21 protein-coding genes and 2 pseudogenes are annotated in these 21903 nt (G+C 69.6%); 15 read left to right on the top strand and 8 right to left on the bottom strand.

Annotated elements, in window-relative coordinates; all coding sequences use genetic code 11:
- The 3 genes and pseudogenes from QH290_RS37555 to dpgA all read right to left on the bottom strand — a co-directional run.
- A pseudogene (locus tag QH290_RS37555) lies at nucleotides 1-230 on the bottom strand (hypothetical protein); the annotation flags it as partial.
- Nucleotides 227-934, bottom strand: coding sequence for an enoyl-CoA-hydratase DpgB (gene dpgB, locus QH290_RS37560; RefSeq protein WP_280267358.1), 708 nt, complete (start codon nucleotides 932-934; stop codon nucleotides 227-229). The gene dpgB and the pseudogene QH290_RS37555, both read right to left, overlap by 4 nt.
- Before the next feature lie 37 nt (nucleotides 935-971).
- The gene (dpgA, locus tag QH290_RS37565) at nucleotides 972-2099 is read right to left on the bottom strand and encodes a 3,5-dihydroxyphenylacetyl-CoA synthase DpgA (RefSeq protein ID WP_280388154.1); all 1128 of its coding nucleotides are present in this window, start codon (nucleotides 2097-2099) and stop codon (nucleotides 972-974) included.
- A gap of 540 nt (nucleotides 2100-2639) precedes the next feature.
- Between dpgA and QH290_RS37570 the strand changes: the two genes are divergently transcribed.
- Entirely contained in the window at nucleotides 2640-3449 is an 810-nt protein-coding gene (locus QH290_RS37570) for an SAM-dependent methyltransferase (RefSeq protein WP_280388156.1), read from the top strand.
- A gap of 31 nt (nucleotides 3450-3480) precedes the next feature.
- Entirely contained in the window at nucleotides 3481-4770 is a 1290-nt protein-coding gene (locus QH290_RS37575) for a diguanylate cyclase domain-containing protein (RefSeq protein WP_280388157.1), read from the top strand.
- 23 nt (nucleotides 4771-4793) lie between these two features.
- Here the strand turns inward: QH290_RS37575 and QH290_RS37580 are convergent, their stop codons facing one another.
- The 4 genes and pseudogenes from QH290_RS37580 to QH290_RS37595 form a co-directional block, all read right to left on the bottom strand.
- The gene (locus tag QH290_RS37580; protein ID WP_280267362.1) at nucleotides 4794-5006 is read right to left on the bottom strand and encodes a hypothetical protein; all 213 of its coding nucleotides are present in this window, start codon (nucleotides 5004-5006) and stop codon (nucleotides 4794-4796) included.
- An 85-nt stretch (nucleotides 5007-5091) separates the two neighbouring features.
- Nucleotides 5092-5778 carry an HAD family hydrolase gene (locus QH290_RS37585; protein ID WP_280388158.1) on the bottom strand — a complete coding sequence of 229 codons (687 nt, stop codon included), beginning with the start codon at nucleotides 5776-5778 and terminating at the stop codon, nucleotides 5092-5094.
- On the bottom strand, nucleotides 5775-6362 hold the full coding sequence (locus tag QH290_RS37590) for a mannitol dehydrogenase family protein (protein ID WP_425303706.1): 588 nt from the start codon (nucleotides 6360-6362) through the stop codon (nucleotides 5775-5777). The genes QH290_RS37585 and QH290_RS37590 overlap by 4 nt, the downstream gene beginning before the upstream one ends.
- A 101-nt stretch (nucleotides 6363-6463) precedes the next feature.
- Nucleotides 6464-7327: pseudogene (locus QH290_RS37595) on the bottom strand (mannitol dehydrogenase family protein); the annotation flags it as partial.
- Between the two features lie 327 nt (nucleotides 7328-7654).
- On the opposite strand from QH290_RS37595, the gene QH290_RS37600 reads away from it, so the two are divergent.
- From QH290_RS37600 to QH290_RS37630, 7 genes are all read left to right on the top strand, one after another.
- The gene (locus QH290_RS37600) at nucleotides 7655-8173 is read left to right on the top strand and encodes a dihydrofolate reductase (RefSeq protein WP_280267365.1); all 519 of its coding nucleotides are present in this window, start codon (nucleotides 7655-7657) and stop codon (nucleotides 8171-8173) included.
- A 237-nt stretch (nucleotides 8174-8410) separates the two neighbouring features.
- Nucleotides 8411-8992: a TetR/AcrR family transcriptional regulator gene (locus tag QH290_RS37605; protein ID WP_280267366.1), complete on the top strand. Its 582-nt coding sequence runs from the start codon at nucleotides 8411-8413 to the stop codon at nucleotides 8990-8992.
- Between the two features lie 175 nt (nucleotides 8993-9167).
- A complete protein-coding gene (locus tag QH290_RS37610; RefSeq protein ID WP_280267367.1) occupies nucleotides 9168-9812 on the top strand; it encodes a DUF3159 domain-containing protein in 645 nt (214 codons plus the stop codon).
- Nucleotides 9812-10159 (top strand): YidH family protein, encoded by a 348-nt coding sequence (locus tag QH290_RS37615; protein ID WP_280267368.1) that lies wholly within the window; start codon nucleotides 9812-9814, stop codon nucleotides 10157-10159. Before QH290_RS37610 ends, QH290_RS37615 begins: the two co-directional genes overlap by 1 nt.
- Entirely contained in the window at nucleotides 10156-10464 is a 309-nt protein-coding gene (locus QH290_RS37620; RefSeq protein WP_280267369.1) for a DUF202 domain-containing protein, read from the top strand. The genes QH290_RS37615 and QH290_RS37620 overlap by 4 nt, the downstream gene beginning before the upstream one ends.
- A 45-nt stretch (nucleotides 10465-10509) precedes the next feature.
- Nucleotides 10510-12411, top strand: coding sequence for an alkyl/aryl-sulfatase (locus tag QH290_RS37625; protein ID WP_280388160.1), 1902 nt, complete (start codon nucleotides 10510-10512; stop codon nucleotides 12409-12411).
- Between the two features lie 30 nt (nucleotides 12412-12441).
- The gene (locus QH290_RS37630) at nucleotides 12442-13041 is read left to right on the top strand and encodes a carbohydrate binding domain-containing protein (protein ID WP_280388163.1); all 600 of its coding nucleotides are present in this window, start codon (nucleotides 12442-12444) and stop codon (nucleotides 13039-13041) included.
- Nucleotides 13042-13121: 80 nt separating this feature from the next.
- Here QH290_RS37630 and QH290_RS37635 read toward each other — a convergent pair whose 3' ends face one another.
- Nucleotides 13122-14318 carry an acyl-CoA dehydrogenase family protein gene (locus tag QH290_RS37635; protein ID WP_280267372.1) on the bottom strand — a complete coding sequence of 399 codons (1197 nt, stop codon included), beginning with the start codon at nucleotides 14316-14318 and terminating at the stop codon, nucleotides 13122-13124.
- Nucleotides 14319-14496: 178 nt separating this feature from the next.
- Between QH290_RS37635 and QH290_RS37640 the strand changes: the two genes are divergently transcribed.
- From QH290_RS37640 to QH290_RS37665, 6 genes are all read left to right on the top strand, one after another.
- Complete coding sequence (locus QH290_RS37640) at nucleotides 14497-15492, top strand: pseudouridine-5'-phosphate glycosidase (protein WP_280388165.1); 996 nt, start codon at nucleotides 14497-14499, stop codon at nucleotides 15490-15492.
- Complete coding sequence (locus tag QH290_RS37645) at nucleotides 15482-16171, top strand: HAD family hydrolase (RefSeq protein ID WP_280388167.1); 690 nt, start codon at nucleotides 15482-15484, stop codon at nucleotides 16169-16171. The genes QH290_RS37640 and QH290_RS37645 overlap by 11 nt, the downstream gene beginning before the upstream one ends.
- A 10-nt stretch (nucleotides 16172-16181) precedes the next feature.
- Nucleotides 16182-16886 (top strand): uracil phosphoribosyltransferase, encoded by a 705-nt coding sequence (upp, locus tag QH290_RS37650; protein ID WP_280388169.1) that lies wholly within the window; start codon nucleotides 16182-16184, stop codon nucleotides 16884-16886.
- Nucleotides 16887-16952: 66 nt separating this feature from the next.
- Nucleotides 16953-20846, top strand: coding sequence for an alpha/beta fold hydrolase (locus QH290_RS37655; RefSeq protein WP_425303707.1), 3894 nt, complete (start codon nucleotides 16953-16955; stop codon nucleotides 20844-20846).
- Nucleotide 20847: 1 nt separating this feature from the next.
- Nucleotides 20848-21078, top strand: a complete 231-nt coding sequence (locus QH290_RS37660; protein WP_280267377.1) for a tautomerase family protein — start codon at nucleotides 20848-20850, stop codon at nucleotides 21076-21078.
- A gap of 56 nt (nucleotides 21079-21134) precedes the next feature.
- The coding region (locus QH290_RS37665; protein WP_342213787.1) for an MFS transporter at nucleotides 21135-21903 on the top strand (769 nt) is incomplete at its 3' end.

Raw genomic sequence — 21903 nt, forward strand, 5'->3', positions numbered from 1 at the left:
CCCGGGGGCGCGGCGGGGTAGAAAGCGCAGCCGGCCCGCCGCTGTAAGCCCCCCCCCCGCGCCCGCAGCGACGGGGGGGCGGCCGCCGCACGAGGGGCGGCCGCGTCGTCCCGATTCGAGACCGGACCCAGCTCCCGCAGCAGGGCAGCGTGTTCGGCTGCCGCGCTGCGCAATTCGGCACTGTCGCGCGACAGCTCACCCACCGTGCCCGGCAGCGTCGCAGTGCTCACGACGCCGCCCGTTCCCGGCGCAGCGTGCGATCCGAGGCCGCCAGGTGCGCACCGAGGGCGTCCTCGAACCGCGTCGTCATCGCGTCCAGCAGCAGCCGCCGCCGGATCGCCACCTCGGAGCCGACCGCGGGCTCGAACAGCGCCAGCCCGGCCTGGATCGCGCCCGCCTCGGCCTCGGCGTCGGTGGCCACCACGTCGACCAGGCCACGTTCGACCGCCGCCTCGGCGGACAGTCCGCGACCCTGGACCACGAGGTCGCGGGCTCGTCCGGCACCGATCTGCGCGGCCAGTCGATAGATGCCCATCGCGGGCCAGATCCCGGCCGCCGACGCCGCGAAACGGAATTCGGCGCCCGCCCGCAGGATTCGGTAGTCGGCCACCAGCAGCAGCTCCGCCGCCGGTCCGTAGGCCTGGCCGTCGACGGTCGCGATGATCGGCACCGGGACCTGCTCGAGCCGCCGCAGGGCGGCCTCCCATTTGCCGACATCCCCCACGGCCACCTCGCCCGGCCACGCAAAATACTCCCCGGCCGGTGCACCGCCGATATACAGCACCACGCAGTGCCGCACCCCCGCCGCGGCGTCCTCGGCCCGGCGCGCGAGCGCGGTGACCGACTCGACCAGTTCGGCCGACAGTGGAGCGGCCGCGGAAATCACGGCGGCGAGGACATGAACATCGTCGCCAACTGTTGAAACAGTACTCACGATTTACCCCCGTATTGATGAATATTCAGGAAGAGATTCAGAATCTCACCAGGGCGGTCTCGATTTGCGAGCCCGGCCCCATCGTCATGAACACGCCGTATTCGCCGGGGCGGGTGACGCCTTCGGCGAGCAGGCGCTTGTAGGAAAACAGGAAGGATCCGCTGGAAAGGTTTCCGTAATCGCGCATCACCCCGACGGTGTGACGCAGGTCGTGCGAGGTCAGCCCCAGGTTGATCTTGACCGCGTCGATCACCTTCTTGCCGCCGGAATGCACGATCCACTGCGCGATATCCTTGCGCCGCAGGCCATTTTCGCGCAGCAGCCGGTCGACCACGATTTCCACGTGCGCACCGACCTCGTAGGGCACCTCGCGATCGAGATAGAAGCTGAACTTCCCGGCGTCGGAATCCCAGTCGTAGCGCATGGCGCCGATCGCGTGGCGAATCATGTAGCTGCGCTGCGCCAGCAGTGCCGGGGCCGCCGTATCCGCCGCCGCCCCCGCCGTGTCCGCGCACAGGGCGAGCGCCGCCGCGCCGTCTCCGAACAGGCTGTTGACCACGGCCGTCCGCATCGTCCCGTCGAAGACGTAGGCCGCCGAGCACGCCTCCGAGCAGGCCAGGATCGCCAGCTCGCCCGGATGCGCCGCCGACCACGCGGCCGCGGCCGTCAGGCCGTTGAGTCCGGCGTTGCAGCCCATGCCGACCACATCCAGCCGGGCCGTATGCGGTGACAGGCCGAGCTCGTCGATCAGCAGCGCGCTGAACCCCGGCGTGAGAAATCCGGTGGTCGTCACGGCGACCAGGTATTTGACGTCCGCGGCATCGCGCCCCAGACCCCGCAGGCAGGCGCGAATGGCTTCGGCCCCCGTCTGCACGCCGTAGCGGCGATGCTTGTCGAGCAGTTCCGCCTGTGACTCGTCCCGGAAATTTCCGTCCTCGTCACGCGGCGGCAAGGTGAGGTATCGGTGTTCGATACCGCCATTGAGAAATACGCCCCTGATTTTGGGGTCGGTGATCCCGAGCAGATCGATGAGATCCCGTTGGCGGTATCCGGTGGGCGGATTCGCGGTGGCCACCCCGAGCAGTCGGGGCAGCGCCGAGGTACCTCCGGCATCCGCCGAGGTCGAATCGGTTTCGGTAGTGTACGGCTGCACAATGGTCGTCATTGCCGAAATCCGTTCCATAGCGTCGATGGAACGACACGACGACCCCAGGTGGGTATCGACATGATGCCTTCTCGAAATTGCTGATGTTTACGCCGACGACTCCACGTCGAGACCGCCGACCACACCCCCGAGCAATTTTCTGACAGGATCAGGCTAGCAACGGCCCATTTGGTCGGCAACCGTGAAAACTTTGGTCGCCGCGACGCCGACAATGTGAAACACGTTGAGCCACATGACATATCACGGTCCGAATAGCCGCTGGTACCGCGGCCGCCGACCCGACAATTGGGGGCAGCTCCCGGACTCCGAACGCGTTGCATATCGATACCGGCGCGAGCACGCCCGGAGCGGGAACTCCGAATGAGACCTTCGCCACACTCCGCGGCGGAGTGTACGGCCCGAACCCTCGATCCTGTTCACAGGAAAGCGGGCTACCATGCGCAGTACACCCCGCGAGTGAGCGCTCACAATTCACCCGCGGGGCACCCGGTCCGCCCGCTCGGAGGCAGCCGGAATCGCAAGCGCAAGAGGGGTTTTCGAGTGGACAGGCCGGCATGGGCGCCCGAGGGCGTGGATATGACGCAGGCGAGCCCGGCACGCATGTACGACGCCCTGCTGGGCGGTTCGCACAATTTCGAGGTCGACCGATTCGCCGCGGAGGCCGGTAAGAAGCTGGTCCCGGACCTGCCCCGGCTGGCCCTGAGCAATCGGGCGTTCCTGCGGCGCGCGGTGCGATTCCTTGCCGACCAGGGCATTCGGCAGTTCCTCGATATCGGTTCGGGCATCCCGACCGCGGGCAACGTGCACGAGGTGGCGCAGTCGTTCGACCCGGGTATCAGGGTCCTCTACGTGGATATCGACCCGGTCGCGGTCACCCATGCGCGCACCATCCTGGTGGGCAACGAGCAGGCCGACGCGATCCAGGCGGATCTGCGCAAACCGGACGAACTGCTGGTCAGGGCCGCCGACACCGGGCTGATCGACTTCACCGAGCCGGTGGGCCTGCTGCTGGTGGCGGTGCTGCACCTGCTGCAGGACGACGAACGCCCGGCGGAGACGGTCGCGGCCCTGCGCGAGGCGGTACCGCCCGGCAGCTATGTGGCGATCTCCCATCTGACCTCGGCGCAGCGGCCGGAGGATGCCGCACGGCTCGGTGATCATTCCGCCAACGAGAGCCACGTCGGCATCCGCTTCCGCGACCGCGCGTCGATCACCGCCCTGTTCACCGGCTGGGAGCTGGTCGAGCCGGGCGTCGTCGAACTTCCGCAGTGGCGCCCCGAATCCGAGCGCGACCTGCACGAGTCGCCCGGCCGCTCGCTCGGCCTGGCGGGCGTGGGGTACAGAGTCTGAACAGGGGTATCCGAAAGGCAGGGGGCTGCTGATGGGTTCGAACAAGGTGGGACTGCGGTGGGCCGACGCCCTCGACGGCGTCGTGGCCCCCACGCTGACGCGAACCCAGATCGAAGACCTGCTGACCGGCCTGTGCGACCGGATCCTGGCCGTGCTGCGCGGGACGGCCGAACTCGCGACCGTCCGATCCGCGGCCGCGGCGCTGGTCGCGGCCAACTATCGCGACGACGCGGCGGTCGCCCGGACCGTGCCGATCATCTGCCGCGACATGGTCGAGGAGGTGAGCCCGGATCGCGACGGGCCCGAGTACGAGCGGGTGCGCGAGTACGCGATCACCGTCGCCGCCGAGTTCGCGGCCGGGTTCACCGCCGCGCTGCGCACGACGGCGCTGGCCGAACAGGAGTCCACCCTCACCGCCGCGCTGGCGGCGGTCGAGCGGGCGCAGGCGCAGCGGCAGCTCTCGGAGGCCCGGTTCGCGGCCATCTTCGCCGGTGCCTCGGTCGGCATCGGCACCATCGATGTCAGCACCGGGACGGTCGTGGACGTCAATGCGGCGATGGCCGACATGCTCGGCGTACCGGCCGAACTCATGCCGGGGCGCTCGGTCGCCGAGATACTGGGCGCCGAGAACATCGGCCAGGCCTACGCCCAATTCGAGCAGCTGCTGACGGGCAGTATCGATCGGTTTCGGATCGAGACCGATCACGCCCGGCCCGACGGCAGTCACACCATCATCGACCTGTCCATGTCGTCGGTGCGCGATGCCGCCGGACAGGTGCGCTTTCTCATCGGCGTGTGCGTCGACATCACCGAGCGCAAGGCGCTCGCCGACCGGCTGTGGTACGACGCCCACCACGACAATCTCACCGGCCTCGCCAACCGGGTGCTGTTCTTCGACAGGCTCGCGCACGCCACCCCGCCGATCGGCCTGTGCTACCTCGACCTGGACGGGTTCAAGGAGGTCAACGACGAGTACGGGCATACCGTCGGCGACCGGGTGCTGCGCGCCGTCGCCGAGCGCCTGCGCATCACCGCCGCGCCCGACGGCCTGGCCGCGCGGCTGGGCGGTGACGAGTTCATCGTGCTGACCGAGGGATGTACCGATGCCGATCAGCTGGTCTCGCTGTCGGGACGCCTGCTCGCCGCGCTCACCGAACCGATCGTGGTGGGAGGTCACACGATCTCCGTCGGGGCCTCGGTGGGGACGGCCATGGTCACCGAGCATCCCGAGGCCATCGACGATCTGATGCACACCGTCGACACGGCCATGTACCGCAACAAGGCCGCCCGCCATCGTCCGGGCTCGCATTCGCACCGATAGTGTTGCGGCACAAAGGAATCGGCTCAGATATCCATGCCGCCGAGCCCTCGCGGCGAGGACTCCGCCTCGCCACGCGGGCGGCTGCGCCGGTCGGCGGTCAGCGAGCTGTGCTCGTGCCCGAGATCCGGCGGCGGCACCACCCGCAGGCGGCGATCCGGACGATCCCCGCGATCGTGCCCGAACACCGCCCCCGCCAGCGTCCTCAACCGTTCCCACGCCCGTGCTACGACCCGCATGCACCCTCCTCGCGACGACGGTTGTTCCAGTCGCGACATACCCGCCCCACCCCGGACTATGCGAACACGCGGCGTGGATGATGCGTTACGTCGCCGGGGCAGGGGCGTTGGCGGTGGTGATGTAGGCGATGGCCTGGTACAGGTCGGGGTAGACGCGGTGGGCCAGGGCGCGGGTCTCGGCGGTGGGGGCGACCAGGTCGGGGATCAGCAGGCAGCGCAGTCCCGCGGCGTGCGCCGCGCGCAGGCCGTTCGGCGAATCCTCCAGTGCCAGTGTATGTTCCGGCTCGGCGCCCAGCGCGGCTACCGCGGTCAGGTACGGCTCCGGGTACGGCTTGCCCCGGCGCACGTCCTGGCGGGTCACCACGGTGTCGAACCGGCCCGCGATCCCGGCCACCCGCAGGTGGTGGTCGGTGCGCTCGCGCCCGGACGAGGTCGCGATCGCCCGCGGAATCGCCTGGGAGTCCAGTTCGTCCAGGAGCTCGGCCACCCCCGGCTTCACCGTCAGCCGTCCGTCGTCGACGAAGCGGCTCAGCGTCGCCTCGTGCGTGGCGAAGAAGTCGTCGACCGGAAATCCCGAACCGTAGGCGGCGACGGCGAGTTCGCGGCAGCGGTCGGCCGGTTGCCCGATCATGCCGCGGCAGAATTCCAGCGGCAGCTCGTAGCCCAGCTGCTCGCCGGAGCTGATCAGCGATTCGATGGCCAATCGCTCGGAGTCCAGCAGCAGCCCGTCCATATCGAAAACGACTGCGCGAACCGGTCTTTCGGTACTCACCTCGTACTCCCTTCGAACTCCGGCAGCAGCCGCCGCCGCACCACCTCCGCCACGCCGTCGCGGCCGAGTTCCGCCAGCGCATCGCCCACCGCCCGCTGCACCCGCGGCCGGTCCGGCACCGCACCGAAGATGTCGGTGCGCGCGAGGAACAGCTCCGCCCGGCGGTGCGGGTCGGTCACGGCGGCCGGTTCGGCCAGCGCCTCGGCGCGGGTGTCGATCAGCCGCATGACCGCGTCGCCGCTGCGGGCGACATCGAACCAGCGTATCCAGGCCGCGATCAGCAGCACCGCCGCCGGGGTCGGCCGCCGCGCGGCGATATTGTCGCTCATGGCCGCGACCACCCGCGGCAGCAGTTTGTCCGAACCGTTGCGACCCACCCGCGTCATGTCGTGGCGGATGGCCGGATTGCGGAACCGGCGCATCAATTCGTCGACGGTGCCGCGCAGTTCGGCGCCCGACAGGGCCAGGGTCGGCGCCTGCTCACACAGCATGAACTGCCGCGCCAGCGCGGCCAGCGCCGGATCCGCGGCCGCCTGCGCGATCGTCGAATGGCCCGCCAGCGCACCGAGATACGCCAGCAGCATGTGGGTGCCGTTGAGCAGCCGCAGCTTTGCCAGCTCGTGATCGGTGACGTCGCCGACGAATTGGGCTCCGGCGGCCTCCCAGTGCGGGCGTTCGCCGTCGAATCCTCGATGGTCCAGGTGAGGAACGGCTCGGCCGAGACCGGCGTGCGATCGTCGATGCCGCCCAGCCAGTTTCGGGCCACGGCGGCATCGGCGGCGGTGCCGGGCTGCACGATCCGGTCCACCACGCTGCACGGGAACCGCACGTTGCGGGCGATCCAGTTGGCCAGCCGGTCGTCGGTCAGGGCCGCGAAATCGATGACCGCACCGCGCAATTGGTGCCCGTTGGCGGACAGGTTGTCGCAGCTGATCAGCACCGGCGGCACACCGCCGCGGCGCCGGACCTCGGCCAGCCCGGCCACCACCATGCCGATCGGCGTCCGTGGCCTACCCCGGCGGCGCAGGTCGCGCAGCACCCGGTCGCAGCCGGTGTCCAGGCGGCCGGTGACCGGGGAGACGCAGTAGCCGTCGGTGGTCACGGTGAGGGTCACGACGCGCACGCGGGGATCGGCGATGCGGCGGGCCACGCCGATCGGATCGGTGGGGGCGTGCACGGCCTCGGTGATCGTGCCGACCACCTCGGCACGCACCCGGCCGCCGTCGTTCAGCAGCGTCGTGTACAGGTTGTCCTGCGCCCGCAGCGCCGTGACCACGTCCGGGCGGGCCATGGCGACCGAGGCGATCCCCCAGCGTGGGTCACCGGTGGCCGCGATCGCGTGCTGGGTTGCCAGCGCCTGATGAGCGCGATGAAACGAGCCGCAGCCCAGATGCACGATGCCGGTGGCGAGACTGCCCGGGGCAAATTTCGGGCGCAGCACCTTGTCCGGAAGCCGCGGCAGATTTTCCGCGGACAACCGGGGAACAATGCCGGATGCGGAATAGTCGATGTCGGGTTCGGCGAGCGCGGTATTCAGTGGCACACGCATGCGCGGGCCTCCATGATGTCCGAAAACGGTGTACGTGAAGCGTCGAATCGTCACTGAATCGGTCGCATTTCAGACGGTAGGCCGGGCCAGGCGATATTTCGAGTCACGGGCAATCTTCGGGGCCGCGTTTTACATTCCGAACACATATCGGACACTCCGCAAATATGCCGTAAATTCGCATTTCACCGTGCGTATCGGCCCGCCGCCGATGCCGACAATCCGGTCGCCCCGGCGTTGCCCGTGACCTCGAGCACACCGGCGCGGCGCGCCGAGTCTGATTGCTCACGGATAACTGTATTGCCTAACGAGATGGCTATCCTGGACTCCGTGAGCTCAGCGACGACCCCCACCGGCAAGCGCACGATCGGGCTGATCTGGGCGCAGACCCGCGACCGCGTCATCGGGGCGGACGGCACGGTGCCCTGGAACATCCCGGAGGATCTCCAGCACTTCCAGGACATCATCGCCGGCCACACCGTCATCATGGGACGTAAGACGTGGGACGCGCTGCCGGAGCAGGCCCGGACCCATCCGGACCGGCGCACGATCGTCATCACCCACGATCCGCAGTGGTACGCGGCCGGTGCCGAGCGCGCCGGATCGATGGACGAGGCGCTGGCACTGTCCGATCCGGACGAGGTGTGGGTGATCGGGGGCGGCGAGACGTTCCGCGAGGCGCTGCCCTACGCGACGGTGATCTCGGTGACGGAGGTGAGCACCGACGTCGAGGGCGACGTCTACGCCCCCGACATCTCCGGCGACTTCATCATGGCCTTCACCACCGGCCTGGAAAGATCCACCAACGGCAAGGACTCCTACGTCTTCCGCAGCTACGCCCGCAAGTAGCGGGATCGAGGAGACGCTCAGAACCAGGTTCCGCTTGGGATCCACGAACCGCACCGGGCTCGACGGCGGCACGGTATCGCGCAACCGGGCCGTGCCCCGGGTCACCTCCACGCGCACGGCCGAGCAGGTACGGCTGGTGGTCAGGGCGGGGTCGGCGCTCTTGGGAGCTAGCATGTGGAGGACACCTCCGCTTATGCGAGACCAAGCGGAGAATCCATCCGTTCCAGTGGAGGATTCGTGGACGCACCGCCGACAGCGTCGCCGACGGGACGGCCGATGCGCGCCGACGCACGCCGCAACTACGAGCGCATCATCGACTGCGCGCGCGAGGCGTTCGCCGAGCACGGACCCGAGGCCCCGCTGGACGACATCGCCCGCCGCGCGGGCGTCGGACCGGGCACCCTCTACCGCCACTTCCCCCGGCGCGACGCGCTCATCGAGGCGGTCTACCGCTCCAGCATCGAGACGCTGGCCGCCCGCGCCTACGAGATGATCGAAACCCTCTCCCCCGCAGAGGCTTTGGAGCAGTGGTTCCGCATGCAGGTCGATTTCGTCATGGACAAGCGCAGCCTCGCGGCCACCCTGAAGGCCGCGATCGACCGCGGCTCGGAAACCTTCATGCTCTGCTCGACACTGATCACCGACGCGGCGGCGGCGGTACTGCGGACCGCCCGCGAGGCGGGACTGATCCGCGCCGACATCGAACCGCGAGACCTGTTGCGCTTGGGGCACGGCCTCGGCGTCGCGTGCGAGAACGCGCCCGACGCCGCGCCGCGGTTGATCGCGGTCACCCTCGCGGGGCTGCGCGCCGAGGTGTAACCGCGCACACAGGCGTTGCCAGCCGATAGCCATTTCTATTACAGTGGGACTGCAATAAGGCATTCGCCGGACAGGGGCTCGGCGAACATGCGCGCTCAGCAGCTTCCATGGCAATATCGAGTTGCTGATCGTTAACCCTTCCAATCCGCCGGGCAACTCGCACAGGATGGTGACAGTGGAGTCGATCGACCAGCAGCGCTCCGGCGCCGCCGAGATGTGGGGCAAGTTCCGCGCGATGGGCGGGGTCGGACACCTGATCGACGGCGCGGCCCCGGCCGTCGGGTTCCTCCTCGGATACGCGACGGTCAATGCCAAGATCGGCGTGCTGATCGCGCTGCTGATCGCCGTCGCGATCGGCGCGTTCCGGCTGCTGAAGGGTGATTCGGTCAAGGTCGTCGCGATCTCGGTGGCGGTGGTGGTGGTCTTCTCGCTGTTCGTCGGGATCACCGGCGAAGGGCGCGGCTTCTACCTGCCGGACCTGCTGATCTGCGCGGTCTGCGCGGCGGCCTTCGGGGTCACGCTGCTCACCGGCCGTCCGCTCACGCACTGGGCCTGCCGGCGCATCGGCCTCGAGCCCGCCGACGCGGCCGATCCCGCCGCCCGGGTGCGGCTGCACCGCCGGGTGACCCTGGCCTGGTTCCTGTTCTGGGCGGCGCACCTGGTGGTGATGGTGCCGCTGTATATCGCGAACAAGGTGGTGATGCTCGGCTCGGTGGCCCTGATCCTCGGCAAACCGGCGCTGGTGGTGATGATCGCGGCCACCTTCCTGTGGGTGCGCCGCTCGCTGCGGCAGCAACCGGCCCGGCCTACGGTCGCCTGATGACGACCTCCGACGACGAGAACGCCGAGATCGACTACCGCTTCACCCTGGCCAACGAGCGGACGTTCCTCGCCTGGATCCGGACCGCGCTGGGCCTGCTCGCCGGTGGCGTCGCGGTGCACACGCTGGTCCAGCCGTTCCATCACGCCGGACTGCGGCGGGCGCTGGCGCTGAGCTGCATCGTGCTGGCGGTGGTGCTGTGCGTGGGCGCGTACACCCACTGGCGCGATGTGCAGCGGCGGATGGAACGGGGCGAGCCGCTGGCCAACACGGTGCTGGTGCCGCTGGTCGCCGTGGGTATCGCGGCGGTGTCCGTGCTGGCCGCGGTGGCGGTGTTGTACCGATGAGCGCGCCCACGCTCGCCGCCGAGCGCACCGCGCTGGCCTGGCGCCGCACCGCCTTCGGGGCGATGGGCACGGCGGCCCTGTTCCTCCATGCGGCCATCGACAACGGCTGGCGCGGCGGGGCGACGGCACCGCTGGCGGCGGCGATCATGCTGCTGGTCGTCGCCGGTGTGAGTTTTCTGCGCAATCGCTCACTGCAACACGGTCATTGGGGCCACGGCGGGCAGGTCGTCGCGGTCACGACGGTGGCCACGATCACGGTCGCGCTGGTGGCGGCCGCGATCGCCGGTACCGATCCCCTTATCTAGCAAGCGTTTCCGATACGCGGTTCGCCGCCCGGCAGGAGGTAGTACGTGGGTACGACGACAGATCCCAGCAGCTACATCATCGAGCAGCAGCAGCGGACGACCGCGGAGCTGCCGTTCTCCGACACCACCGACCAAGCCGATGCGGACCGCGGATTCATCGCCGCGCTCGAGCCCGGCGTGGTGCACGACGCCGACGGAAATGTGGTGTGGGACAGCGACTCCTACTCCTTCCTACAGGGGAGCTGCCCGGCATCGGTGAATCCCAGCCTGTGGCGGCAGTCGGGGCTGGTGGTCAAGCAGGGCCTGTACGAGGTCACCGAGGGGATCTACCAGATCCGCGGACTGGACCTGTCGAATATGACGCTGGTCGAGGGCGAAACCGGTGTGCTCGTGATCGATCCGCTGATCTCGGCGGAAACCGCGCGGGCCGGGCTGGAGCTGTACCGCGCGCATCGCGGCGAGCGGCCGGTGACGGGGCTGATCTACACCCATTCGCACGTCGACCATTTCGGCGGGGCGCGCGGCGTCACCGACGTCGAGGATGTCGAGGCGGGTCGCTGCCCGGTGCTGGCCCCGGCGGGCTTCCTCGAACACGCCGTGGCCGAAAACGTCTACGCCGGAACGGCCATGGCCCGCCGCGCCGCCTACATGTACGGCGCCGCGTTGCCGCGCGGGCCGAGGGGACAGGTGGGCGCGGGCCTGGGCCAGACCACCTCGACCGGCACGGTCACCCTGATCGCCCCGACGCTGGACATCACGCACACCGGGCAGGAAGAGACCGTCGACGGCGTCCGTATCGTCTTCCAGATCACGCCGGGCACCGAGGCGCCCGCCGAGATGAACTTCCACTTCCCCGATCATCGCGCCCTGTGTATGGCCGAGAACGCCACGCACACGCTGCACAATCTGCTGACCCTGCGCGGCGCGCTGGTCCGCGACCCGCACGTCTGGTCGCAGTACCTGACCGAGGCAATCAACCTGTTCGCGCGGGACGCCGACGTGGTGTTCGCCTCCCACCACTGGCCGACCTGGGGCACCGACCGCGGCGTGGAATACCTTGCGCTGCAACGAGACCTGTACGCGTACCTGCACGACCAGACGCTGCGGCGGCTCAATCAGGGCTATGTGGGCGCCGAGATCGCCGAGACCATCCAGCTGCCGCCCGCCCTCGAGGCCGCCTGGCACACCCACGGGTACTACGGCTCGGTCAGCCACAATGTGAAGGCCATCTACCAGCGGTACATGGGCTGGTTCGACGGCAACCCCGCCCACCTGTGGGAGCACCCTCCGGTCGAATCCGCCAAGCGGCACGTGGAATTCATGGGCGGCGCCGACGAGGTGCTGCGCAAGGCGCGGATCGCCTACGACAACGGTGACTACCGCTGGGTCGCGCAGGTGGTCGACTACGTCGTGTTCGCCGACCCGGCCAACGAGGCGGCGAAAACACTGCAGGCCAGCACATTCGAGCAGCTCGGGTACGGCGCCGAGAACGGGACGTGGCGCAACTTCTATCTGATGGGCGCCTACGAGCTGCGCAACGGCGGCGTCGGCACGCCCACGAAGGCGAGTTCGCCGACGATGCTCGCCGAACTCACCGTCGAGCAGGTCTTCGACGCGCTGTCGCTGCGGCTCGACGGGCCCAAGGCGTGGCACGAAAAGGCCACCAGCGACTGGGTTTTCACCGACGAGAACCGCACCCGGCGGCTCGAACTGCGCAACGGTGTGCTGTTGCATTACGACCGCCGCGACGGCGACAGGCTGCCACCGGCCGAGGCCACCTTCACCCTGACCCGGGCCACCCTCATCGGGGTGCTGCTGGCGGGCCGGGACCTGCAGGCCGCGCTGCGGTCCGGGGCGATCACCATCGACGGTGACGCGCAGAGCTTCGTGCGACTGACCGCGCTGTTCGACGAGCCCGACCCGGATTTCGCCATCGTCACGCCCTGATCGTTCACGTCGCCCCCACCAGGAGGAATCATGTACAGGATCGTGCGGCGGACGACCGGCTGCGCGGCCGTGCTCGCGGCGTGCCTCGCGGCGACGGCGGTCGCGCAGGCCACGCCCGGGCTGCGGCTCAGCGCGTCGGACAATCTCGTCGTCAACTCGGGATTTCAGGACGGGCTGAGCGGATGGGACGGACACGTCTACAACGCGACGGTCGGCGCGTCGGGTGCCGCGGTGCACGACAGCGGCTACGTCGGCCAGGACGTCAGGGTCACCAGGGGCGCCACGTACGCATTCTCCGTGCGGGCCGGTGCCGCGGATCAGGGATCGGTGCTCGTCCTGGCGCTGGATTCGCGGTCCGGGGTCAACTATGTCAACCGCACGGTGATCTCGACGGCACCCCAGACCATCACCGGAACCTTCACCGCGACAGGCGATACGGCCTATATCGCCTGCCAGGCGACCGGCGGCCCCGGCGGCTGGTGCACCGATTTCAGCATCGTCGCCGCGCCGGGCGCCGCCCCCGCGTGCACCGGTTCGGCCGCCACCGGCTCGGCGAGCACCGGATCGGGGTGCCCGGCATCCGGCTCGTCGCGGTCGGCCCGCGACGAAATACCCACCGCCACACGCTGATCCCGGCTGCCCTACGGGCCGAACGAGAGCGGTTGCCGTGCGGCCACGATGCCGGGCAGCGGCGTAATGATCAAGTTGTGTTATTCCCCGCGCCGCAGCCTGTTCAGAAATGCCTGCGGCACAACGCCGTTCACCGCGTGGTCACCGAGTACCGCCGCCTTGTAGACGGCCGGGTTGTGGGAGGAGACCGTGCGGGCGTTGCGCCAGTGCCGATCCAGGCCCAGTCGCGTCTTCAGCGCGCTCGCGCTGCCCGCGTTGAAGAACTGCCAGGCCGCCGCACCGACCAGGTCGGTATTCGCCACCTGGGTCGCGGCCGAATCCAGCAGCGCCCGCTCCACGCGTGCCTGCGAGGGGTCGGCGTGAAAGGCGTCGAGGGTGTCGGCCAGCAGTAGCACGTTCGCCCGCGCCGTGTACGCCTTGCTCCGCACCTCACCCACGATCTGCAGCACCTGCGGATCCGCGGCCGGGTCCGGTGTGGACGCCAGCGGGTAGGAGCGGGTTCGGCCCCGGACCAGTCCGGCGAGGTCGTCGGCGACGGCGCGCGCGATCCCGGCCTGGGTGGCCGAGTGCACGAACTGATAGAAGGCCTCCATGTAGTCGTTCGTCAGCGAATTACGGTGGTGCAGCAGATATTCCGGGTCGACGCGCACGGATTCGAAGATCGCGGTGCCGCTGGCGGTCAGCCGCTGCCCGAAGCCGTCCCAGTCGTCTATGACGGTCACGCCCTCGCTGTGCCGCGCGACGATCGCCGACACGGGTTCGCCGTCCACGGACACCAGCACGTTGAGCCAGTCGGCGTACAGGCTGCCCGTGGTGTAGTACTTGCGGCCCGACAGCAGGTAGTGGTCGCCGTCGCGTGCGAGCGAGGTGGCCAGGGTCGTCAGGTTCGGGGTGGTCAGTTCGGCACCGGCGGGGCCGAAGAACGACCCGCCCGCCGCCGCGCGCAGCAGGGTGTCGCGCGCGGTGCCGGGCGCGGCGAAGCGCAGGATCTCGGTGAGCCCCAGGTGGCCGCGGAATATCTGCGCGAGATTCGAGTCGCCGGCGGCGATGTCGATGAGCGCCTCGGCCAGGTCACGTACCGAGGCGCCGGCGCCGCCGTGCTCGACCGGCACCCGCAATGCCCCGGTACCGGCGTTCAGCAGGTGCGACAGCTGCTCGGTGGGGAGCTTGTGCTCGGCCTCGCGATCGGCCGCCTCGTCGGCGAGGCCGGTCGCGACCGCGGCGATCGCATCCAGACGCTCCCGGACATCCGGATGGGTATCCCCCGCTGCGGCCATCGACACTCCGTTCCTCGGCGTACTCCGACCGCAGTATTCGAACCGCCGCCCCTACGGCACAACAGGTATGCGCTCAGGCTGGTCGAAATTGTTTACAGCCCAGCCGCTCTCCCGCACCATGACCTGCGGACCACTGGGGTCTTTCGCCATTTCTCCTCTACGAACGGACGTCATTCGAATGTCTGATGTCGTTGTACCGGCCGCATCGCCGTTTCGCCTCTCCGACGAGGTGCGCGAGGCGCTGGCCCTGGGGCGGCCGGTCGTCGCGCTCGAATCCAATGTGGTCGCGCACGGTTTCCGGCGGCCGGACAATATCGCGATCGCCCGCGAGGTCGAGCGGGCGGTGCGCGCCGGGGGCGCGGTGCCCGCCACGATCGCTGTCGTGGACGGCCGGATCGTGGTCGGCACCGACGACAGTGACCTCGAAAGACTCGGCACCGCAACGGAAGTCGACAAAGTGACCACCCGTGATATCGCGGTGACACTGGCACGCGGCGGCCTGGGCGCGACCTCGATCGCGGCGACCATGGCGATCGCCGATCAGGTCGGCATCGCGACGGTAGCCTCGGCCGGGCTGGGCGGGGTGCACCGCGGGGCGCAGACCACGATGGATATCTCCGCGGATCTCACGGAACTGGCCCGGACGCGGCTCATCGTGGTGTGCGCGGGCGTGAAGAAGATCCTCGACGCGGGCCTGACCCTGGAGTTCCTGGAGACGCAGGGCACTCCCGTGATCGGGTACCGGCATCGGGAGTTTCCCGCGTTCTATTGCAGGGAAAGCGGTTTCACCACGCAGGCGCGCATCGACGACCCGCACGAGATCGCCGAGATCGCGCGGCTGCACCGGCAGTTGGCCGGTTCGAGCTCGCTGCTGGTCACCCATCCCATTCCCGCCGAGGATGCGCTCGACGGCGATGTCATCGAGGCCGCGATCCAGCAGGCGCTGGCCCGCGCGGAGGCCGAACGCGTCACCGGTCCGGCGGTGACCACCTTCGTGCTGCGGGCCGTGGACGCGGCCACCGGCGGGAGCGCGGCCGCCGCCAATCGCGCGGTACTGATCAGCACCGCCGTCGCCGCGACGGAAATCGAAACCGCCCGTGCGGCTTTGGCGCGCGGCAAGGCCGCGGAGCCGGTCGGCACAGGACCGCGAGGAGGTCTGGATCATGTCCGCTGAAGCACCGCGCTCGGCCCTGCTGTTCGATCTGGACGGCACGCTGCTGGACACCCCGCGGGCGATCGCCGAGCAGATGTCGCTGGCGGTCGAGGCGGTGACCGGCACCCGGCCGTCGCTGGAGGACGCGCGTGCCCTGATCGGCGCGCCGCTCGAGAGCATGGCGGGGTCGCTGTCCGGTACCGCGCCGGATTCGCCTACCGCACAGGCCGTTTCGGCCGATTACCTGACGCGGTACCGGGAACTCATCGTCCCGAAGGCGGCCGATCTGTTGTTCCCGGGCGTACGCGGAGGGTTGGAGCGACTGGCCCGCAGCGGATTCGCGCTCGCCGTGGTCACCAGCAAGAAGCACCACAGTGCCGAGCTGATCCTGGAGGCAGCGGGCGTGCGCGAGCTGTTCGCGGCGGTGGTGGGCGAGGACGACGTGGACCATCCCAAACCGCATCGCGACAGCGCGGACGCGGCGCTGGCGGCGCTCGGCCTCGCGGACGCGGGACCCGGCGGGGCGGTCGTCGGCGACACCGCCGCGGATATCGGATTGGGCGCGGCCATCGGCACTTTCACCGTCGGCGTCACCTACGGGGTCTACTCGACGTACCAGATCACCGCGGCCGCACCGGATTTCGTGGCACACACCTTCGACGACGTCACGCGCACCGTTCTCCTCCGGATTGGAAAGTGAGCCCCAGCCCATGACCGCATGGACCCGACCGACCACCGAACCCGTGTCGCTGGACCGCTATCTGGGCGTCAACGTCTTCGAACTGCCCAAGCAGCCGGGGCTGATCGCCCTGCACACCGAGGCGCGCAGCGCCGACACCGGCCAGGAGCGTTTCGTCCGCACGACCGGGCGCATCATCCGGCTGCTGCTGGAGTCCGCGCTGTCGCACCTGGACCACCGGCCGCGCACCGTCACCACACCGACCGGCTTCACCTATGAGGGGCTCGAACCCGCGGCGCCCACGCTCTACGCGGTCTCGATTCCGCGCGCGGGCGATGCGCTGGAGGGCGGGCTGCGCGAGATCCGGCCCGACACCCGGTTCGGCAAGATCCTGATCCAGCGCGACCCCACGACCAAACAGCCCACCCTGTTCTACAGCAAGCTGCCCTCCGGCATCGCCGACGGCGAGGTGCTGCTGCTCGACCCCACCATCGCCACCGGCGGCACCCTGCTCACCGCGGTCAACGAGCTGATCGCCGCCGGGGTGGCCGAGGACCGGATCGTGGTGGTCAACGTGCTCACCTGCCCCGAGGCGCTGGCGACGGTGCTGACGCGACGGCCCGATCTGCGGATCGTCACCTCGCATATCGACCAGAGCCTCACCGACCAGGCGTTCATGCTGCCCGGCATCGGGGACTTCGGCGACCGCTTTCACGGCACGGTGGCGGGGGTCTGACGCATGGTGCACCTGCTCGACAGGCTGGCGGCTCACGTCCATCGACATCCCGCAGCCATTGCGTGCGTGTATGATTCACGTGCGCTGAGTTTCGACGAGCTGTCCCGCCGGGCCCGCGAGGGGGCCCGGGCACTGCGCGCGGCCGGTGTGTCGCCCGGCGATGTGGTCGGCGTATACCTCGAACCGTCGGTCGATCTGGTCGTCGCCGTCTGGGCCGTGCTGCACGCCGGGGCCGCGTATCTGCCACTGGCGGTGGACTATCCGGCCGAGCGCATCGCCTACATGGCCGCCGACAGCGAGGTGCACGTGGTGCTGACCGCCCCCGCGACCGACGCCCAGGCCCGCCGAATCCTGCCCGCGGGGGTGCGGACGCTGCGGGTGGGGGATCCCGGCCAAAAGCACGCCGGGAAAATGGAGGGTCACCGCTACGCCGGGAAAATGGAGGGTAATCACCGCAACACCGGGAAAGTCGAGGGTGATCATCCCAACACCGGGAAAGTCGAGGGTGATCACCCCAACACCGGGAAAGTCGAGGGTAGTCACTCCAACGCCGGGAAAGTTGAGGGTGATGGACATGCTGGGAAGATAGGGGGGCATCAGGCTGGCGCGGGGAAAGGTGCGGGTGATAAGGCTGGTGCTGGAGCGAAGGCTTATACCGTTTATACGTCTGGGACGACTGGTTCGCCCAAGGGGGTGGTTATCGGGCAGCGGGCGATTGTCAATCAGATGGATTGGGTGGGTGGGGAAATCGGGGTGGGGGCGGGGGCGCGGATTCTGCTGAAGACTCCCGTCAGCTTCGATGCCGCCCAGTGGGAGTTGCTGGCCAACGCCTGCGGGGCGACCGTTGTCGTCGCTCCGGCGGGCACGCATACCAGTCCCGAGGCGATCCTGGATCTCGTTGTCCGCGAGTCGATCACCGTGCTGCAATGCGTGCCGACGGTGTGGGCGGAACTGGTCGCGCTGCCCGAGATCGGCTCGGCCACCACGCTTCGGACGGTGGTGAGCGGGGGCGAGGCGCTGCCGTCCACGGTGGCCGAACGCCTGCGCGAAGCGCTCCCGCAACCACGCAAGATCAACCTGTACGGGCCCACCGAAACCGCCATCAACGCCACGTGGTTCGACTTCACCGCGGCCGATCTCACCGGCACACCGGTGGTGCCGATCGGGCGGGCGGTCGACGGGTGCCATACGGTCGTGGTCGACGGGTCCGGCCGCCCGGTCGAGACCGGGCAGACCGGCGAATTGCTCATCGGCGGAGTCCAATTGGCGGAGGGCTACCACAATCGCGCCGAGGCGACGGCCGAGCGCTTCGCCGAATCGACAGTCGGAGGCGTGCGCGAACGCCGTTACCGCACCGGCGATCTCGTGCGCCCGCGGGCCGACGGTGTGCTCGAGTTCGTCGGCCGCAACGACGAACAGGTGAAGGTGAACGGGCACCGGATCGAGACCACCGAGGTCCGGGTCTGGATCGAGGCGCACCACTGGGTCCGGTCGGCCGCGGTGGTGCCGTGGGTCTCCGAGCGCGGTGCGACGCAGCTGGCGGGCTTCATCGAACTGGACCCCGACGAGGCGCCGCTGATGGATCAGGGCCGCGCCGCGCGCCACCACCGGTCCAAGTCCACCCGCACCCAGGTCACCGCGCAATTGGCCGGGCTGGGGGCGCGGGAGTTCGCCGCCGCCCCCGATCTCGAATTGGCCGGTGCGCGACCCACGGCCGAACAAGTACGAAGGGTGTTCGCCCGCAAGACATATCGCACCTTCACCGATACCCCGGTCGGCCTGGACACGATGGAACGGCTGCTGCGGCGGTCGCCGATCCGCGGCCAGGGCCGGGTGGCGCCCACCGAGATCACCGCGCGGACACTCGGTACGCTCCTGCGCTGGTTCGGCCCGTTCCACAGCCCGGATCGCCTGCTGCCCAAATACTCCTACGCCTCGCCGGGCGCGCTCAACGCCACCCAGATCTATCTCGAGACCGACGGGCTACCGGGGCTGGCACCGGGCGTCTATTACTTCCATCCGCTGCGGCACGCGCTGTACCGGGTCGGGTCGGCCACTCGTCCCGGACTGCATCTGCACCTGGTCGGGCTGCCGCGTGTGATCGAATCGGTCTACGTCACCAACGTCCGCGAGGTGCTGCATTTCGAGGCGGGCCACCTGCTCGGGGTGCTCGACGAGGTGGCCGCCGACCACGGCTGGCACGTGCGCACCACCGCGGTCCGGGTCGTCGACGGCGTCGACGAAGGGGTGGTGACCGCGACCGTCGCCCTCGATACCCGCGCGCATCCGGCGAGCGCCGAACCATCGGTGCAGGCTTACGTCCAGGTGCACGGCGAGGCCGCCGACGACCGTCACGGACTGTACCGATTCACCTCCGCGGGAATGGAATTCGTGTCCGAGCGCAAGGTCGAGCGGCGGCATGTGATCGCCATCAATCAGCGCTCCTACGACCGGTCCACCGTCGCCGTCGCGCTCACCACGCCCGCCGACGCCGGATGGGACGGATTCACCGCCCTCGGGCGGGCACTGGCGCACCTGCAGCAGCTGGGGATCGAGGCCCGGGTCGGATTCATGTCGGCCGGATACTCCTCGCTCACCGGGCGGGATCTGCCCTCGGCCCGGCGGCTGTCCGACATCCTCACCGGCACACCGCAGCTGAGCTACTTCGCGCTGGCGGGCCACGTCACCGGCGACCAGCTGGCCTCGACCGGCATGGCCGAGGACGCGGTGCACATGCAGGGCCCGGAGGAACTGCTGAAGGACGATCTGCGAGCGGTACTGCCGCCGAACATGGTGCCGTCGACCATTCAGGTACTCGATCGAATCCCGCTGTCGCAGAACGGTAAACAGGACCGCGCGGCTCTGTCGCGACTCGCGGCCGAACTGAACCGGCGCGCGGACCGGCCCGCCGACCCGCCCATCGGTGAGCGGGAGATCCGGGTGGCCGGAATATGGTCGCGGACACTGGGTTACGAGCCGGTGTACCGCGGCGACGACTTCTTCGCGCAGGGCGGCAACTCGATGTCGGCGCTGCGGCTGATTCGCGCCCTCAACGACGAGCTGGGCACCGCGCTGCCGGTGCAGACGATCTTCCGGTCGCCGACCCCGGCCCAATTGGCCGCCGCGACAGTCGAGAACACGCCGCCGCGGGCGGCGCGCCTGCTGCGCCTGGCCGGAGCCGCGGAGACCGCGACGACGGTGCTGTGGCCGGGGCTCGGCGGCTATCCGATGAGCCTGCGCGCGCTGGCCCGGGAGCTGGCCCAGCACGGCCAGGTGGTGTACGGCATGCAGGCGCGCGGCCTCAACGCCGGGGAACGCCCGCACGACAGTCTCGACGACCTGATCGCCGACGACCTCGACGAGCTGCTGGCCGTCGCGCCTCCCGAACCACTGCGCCTGGTCGGGTACTCCTTCGGGGCCCGGGTGGCCGCGGAGGTGGCGCAGCGGCTGCTCGCCCGCGGGCACGACGTCGAGCAGCTGGTGCTCATCGCCCCGGGCTCGCCGGTGATCGTGTCCGCCGGGCCGGATACCGGCGAAATCGACTACGGCAACCGGTATTTCAAGCGCGTGCTGGGTTCGGTGTTCAGCGGCGGCACGGATCCGGAGTATCGGGCCGAACTCGACGCCCTGGGCAGCCGGGCGGAGTTCGTGGACCTGATCTCGGCGCGCGAGCCCGGATTCGCCCGGGATACGGTCGAGCGGATCGTGGCCGTGGTCGAGCACACCTATCGCTTCCGGCATCAGCCGATCGGGGTCGATCAGGAGCTGCTCGACCGCAGCGTGTATCTGCGGGCCCGCGGCGACGGTCCCGCATTCGCCGACGTCCCCGTCGCACCCCTGCGGCTGCGCGGCACGCCGGTGAGCAACCTGCCGTATCACCACTACGACATCGTGACCGCCGGGGCGCTCGATATCGCCGCGGCGGTGCTGGAACAGAGCATGAACCGGGAGTTGGTCTGATATGCCCCACGTGGAGATCTCGCACTTTCCCGCCGACCTGTCCGACGCCGCCGCGCGCCGGCTGGAATCCGACCTCGTCGCCGCGGTGACCCGGGCGTTCGGCGTCGCCGCGGGCGCCGTGTCGATCGGGCTCGAGGCCGTCGACAGGGAGCACTGGCAGGATCGGGTGTACGGCCCGTTGATCACCGGCCGCACCCCGGCTACGTCGCTGCTGCGCGCCCCGGGCTACTGATGGCCGGGCCACGCTCCGCTCCCCCGACGACCGGCCACCCCTCGACACCGATCGGTGTGGGACAGCTGGCCGTGCTGGTGGCGATCATTGCCGCGGTGGCGGTGAACCTGCGGCCCGGCATCGCCACGGTCGGGCCCGAATTGGAGGACATCACAGCGGATTTCGGGGCCGGGGCCCGTGCGGCGGGTGTCATCACCGCCCTGCCGGTGATCACCTTCGCCGTGGTGAGCCTGGCGGTGCCGCTGGTGCGGGGCCGAATCTCGGTGCGGGCCGGGCTGTTCGGGGCGCTCGCGGTGACCGGGGTGAGCCTGGCCGCCCGGCCCTGGGGTGGACTGTGGCTGTTCGTCCTCACCACCTTCACGGCCTGCCTCGGGGTCGGTCTGCTGGCCGTCCTGCTGCCCGCCGTCGTCCGCTCGATCGGCAATACCCGGGTCCTGGTGGCGACGTTCACCACCGCATTACAAGCCGGTGCCGCCATCGGATTCGCCACCGTCGTGCCGCTGTCGCACCTGTTCGGCGGCTGGCAGTGGGCCCTGGCCGTGTGGGCTGCGCTGGCCCCGCTCGGCATTGTCGCGCTCTGGCGCTCCCCCGCAACGGCCGCCGACAGCCCCGCCGCCGCGCCCGGCGATCGAGCAGCCGGAGGGCCCGGCTCCACGCCGACAGCCACCCCGGCCACGAAGCTCACGAACCCGGTCACGATCTTGCGGAACACCCGAACCGTCGGTCTCGCAGTGTTTTTCGGGCTGCAGGCGCTGGTGGCGTTCGTGGTGATGGGGTGGTTGCCGTCGGTGCTGCAGGATGCGGGGGTCAGCGCGTCGGCCGCCG

The organism is Nocardia wallacei (assembly GCF_029869545.1).
Lineage (GTDB): Bacteria > Actinomycetota > Actinomycetes > Mycobacteriales > Mycobacteriaceae > Nocardia > Nocardia wallacei_A.